General features: G+C 71.4%; 4 protein-coding genes and 1 pseudogene. 4 read left to right on the top strand and 1 reads right to left on the bottom strand.

Annotated features, from left to right (window positions below):
• Positions 1–222: pseudogene (locus G3I53_RS16880) on the bottom strand (hypothetical protein); the annotation flags it as partial.
• Positions 223–429: 207 nt separating this feature from the next.
• Between G3I53_RS16880 and rimP the strand changes: the two are divergent.
• From rimP to G3I53_RS16860, 4 genes are all read left to right on the top strand, one after another.
• Entirely contained in the window at positions 430–963 is a 534-nt protein-coding gene (gene rimP / locus G3I53_RS16875; RefSeq protein WP_164337861.1) for a ribosome maturation factor RimP, read from the top strand.
• Positions 964–965: 2 nt separating this feature from the next.
• Positions 966–1976, top strand: coding sequence for a transcription termination factor NusA (nusA, locus tag G3I53_RS16870; RefSeq protein ID WP_164337860.1), 1011 nt, complete (start codon positions 966–968; stop codon positions 1974–1976).
• Between the two features lie 162 nt (positions 1977–2138).
• The gene (locus tag G3I53_RS16865) at positions 2139–2420 is read left to right on the top strand and encodes a YlxR family protein (protein WP_164337859.1); all 282 of its coding nucleotides are present in this window, start codon (positions 2139–2141) and stop codon (positions 2418–2420) included.
• A gap of 164 nt (positions 2421–2584) precedes the next feature.
• Positions 2585–2880, top strand: a 296-nt coding sequence (locus G3I53_RS16860; protein WP_164438503.1) for a translation initiation factor IF-2 N-terminal domain-containing protein, incomplete at its 3' end; no start/stop codon positions are given.

Genomic DNA, 2880 nt, shown 5'->3' with positions numbered 1-2880 from the left:
GTGGGCGGCGATCACCGCGTCGTACCGGCCGGCCAGCTCCCGGCTGTCGCGGGCGGCACGCGCGCGCGTGCGGTCGGCGGCCGAGGGGCGGGGGCCGCCGACGGCGGCGGAGTCATCGGACCCGGCGGAACAGCCGGCGGCGAGCAGGGCCGCCGGGGCGACGGCGAGCAGGCTCCGTCGGCGGGGCCCCGAGCGGGTGCCCGGAGAGAGAGGGAACGGCACGGGAGTGGTCCTCGGGGGGCTCGGTCGAACGTGGCGACGACAGCGGGGGCCGCAGGCCCGTGATCACGGTACCCGGGGCGGCACCCGGCAGCGGTCAGCGGCACCCTCCGGCACCGGGTGGACGGCAACACCCTGTGCGACCGGATACCCTTTGACCAGACACGCGCACCGTCCCACAACAGCACACGCGGCCGAGGAGTCACCCGGATGAGCACCACCCAGAGCGAGAGGCTGCGAGAACTTCTGGAACCGCTCGTCACCTCACAGGGGCTCGACCTCGAAGAGATCGCCGTCGACTCGGTGGGCCGCAAGCGGGTGCTGCGCGTCACCGTCGACTCCGACACCGGCGCCGATCTGGACCGGATCGCCGATGTGAGCCGCGCGCTCTCGGCGAAGCTGGACGAGACGGACGCGATGGGCAGCGGGGAGTACACCCTCGAGGTCGGAACCCCGGGCGCGGAGCGCCTCCTCACCGAGCACCGGCACTACGTGCGTGCCACGGGCCGCCTGGTGAGGTTCCAGCTGACCGAGGGCGGCGAGCTGACCGCCCGGATCCTGACGGCCGACGACGAGGGACTCGACGTCGAGGTGCCGGGGGTCAAGGGGCGCAGGCCCACCGCGCGCAGGCTCGCCTTCGGCGACATCAGCCGGGCGCGCGTCCAGGTCGAATTCAACCGCAAGGACGACAAGTCCGACGACGCGTCCGCCAGGCAGGACGACGAGAAGGAAGAGGAGGCGTAGCCGTGGACATCGACATGAGTGCCCTGCGGGGCCTGGTGCGGGAGAAGGAGATCTCCTTCGACCTGCTGGTCGAGGCGATCGAATCGGCCCTCCTCATCGCCTACCACCGAACCGAGGGAAGCCGCCGGCAGGCGCGTGTGGAGCTCGACCGGGAGACCGGACACGTGACCGTGTGGGCGAAGGAGGACCCCGAGGACCTCGAGGAGGGGCAGGAGGCCCGCGAGTTCGACGACACCCCGTCCGGCTTCGGCCGTATCGCCGCCACGACCGCCAAGCAGGTGATCCTGCAGCGGCTGCGCGACGCCGAGGACGACGCCACGCTCGGCGAGTACGCGGGCCGCGAGGGCGACATCGTGACGGGCGTGGTCCAGCAGGGCCGCGACCCGAAGAACGTGCTGGTCGACATCGGCAGGCTGGAGGCCATCCTGCCGGTGCAGGAGCAGGTCCCGGGCGAGACCTACCAGCACGGCATGCGGCTGCGCAGCTATGTCGTCCGGGTCGCCAAGGGCGTGCGCGGCCCGTCCGTCACGCTGTCGCGCACCCACCCCAACCTGGTCAAGAAGCTGTTCGCCCTGGAGGTGCCGGAGATCGCCGACGGCTCCGTGGAGATCGCCGCGATCGCCCGTGAGGCCGGTCACCGCACCAAGATCGCCGTCCGCTCGCTGCGCTCCGGGCTGAACGCCAAAGGCGCCTGCATCGGCCCCATGGGCGGCCGGGTGCGCAATGTCATGGCCGAGCTGAACGGTGAGAAGATCGACATCGTCGACTGGTCGGACGACCCGGCCGAGATGGTGGCCAACGCCCTGTCGCCCGCCCGGGTGTCCAAGGTGGAGGTCGTGGACATGGCGGCCCGGTCCGCCCGGGTGACGGTGCCGGACTACCAACTCTCCCTCGCCATCGGCAAGGAGGGGCAGAACGCCCGGCTCGCCGCCCGCCTGACGGGCTGGCGGATCGACATCCGGCCGGACACCGAACCGTCGGGCGAACAGCCCGGGGAGCGGTCCGCCGAGTAGTCCGCGCGGCGGTCCGCGGGGACCGCCGCGCTCCCCGGCCGCGGGACGGCCGGGGAATGGATCCAGGCCGCAGGTCGCTGAGATCACGACAGCTTTGCGTGCGGCACATGTTCGATCCTTGCCCCGTAGGGGTGAGGTCGGTCCGGGGAGGTAGACTGAGCTGTGTCTGGCCGGACACCTACCCGTGCATGCCCCGAGCGCACCTGCGTGGGGTGCCGGGAGAGAGCGGTCAAGAAAGAGCTGCTGCGGATCGTGGCGGTCGAGGGCGCCTGCGTCCCCGATCCTCGCGGTACGCTGCCCGGCCGGGGTGCGTACGTCCACCCCGTCCCGGTCTGTCTGGACCAGGCGGTGCGCCGCAGGGCGTTCCCGCGGGCGTTCCGCGTCCCGGGACCGCTCGACGTAAAGGCGTTGCGCCACTACGTCGAGCAGGCACAGGGTTGCTGACAGCAGCCCGACAGGAAGACATGCCGTACGGAACCCCCCGTGCGGTCTGGTACCTCGCGAGTCGAAAGCAGGTCGAGATTGCGATGAGCACTCGATGAGTACGCGATGAGTACGCCCATGAACTAGCGACGGTCCGGACGCAACCCGGACCTCAAAGGAGCGAAGTGGCTAAGGTCCGGGTCTACGAACTCGCCAAGGAGTTCGGCGTGGAGAGCAAGGTCGTCATGGCCAAGCTCCAGGAACTCGGTGAATTCGTCCGTTCGGCGTCTTCGACCATCGAAGCGCCCGTAGTACGCAAGCTGACCGACGCCTTCCAGGGCGGCGGCAACGGCAAGTCCGCAGCGAAGCCCGGCGCGCCCCGCAAGGCGGCCCCCAGGCCCGCGGCACCCTCTCCGGCGCAGTCCGCCGGCACCTCCCGCGCCGCCAAGGCGCCGGGTGACCGTCCGGCCGCGCCCAAGCC

The sequence above is a fragment of the Streptomyces sp. SID14436 genome (assembly GCF_010548465.1).
Classification (GTDB): domain Bacteria; phylum Actinomycetota; class Actinomycetes; order Streptomycetales; family Streptomycetaceae; genus Streptomyces.
The sequence above is the reverse complement of the archived record's forward strand: the minus strand, read 5'-3'. Positions and strand labels throughout refer to the sequence as shown.

Excerpts from the sequence above, each read along its gene's own strand:
- rimP (WP_164337861.1), top strand. The coding sequence starts at position 430 with ATGAGCACCACCCAGAGCGAGAGGCTGCGAGAACTTCTGGAACCGCTC.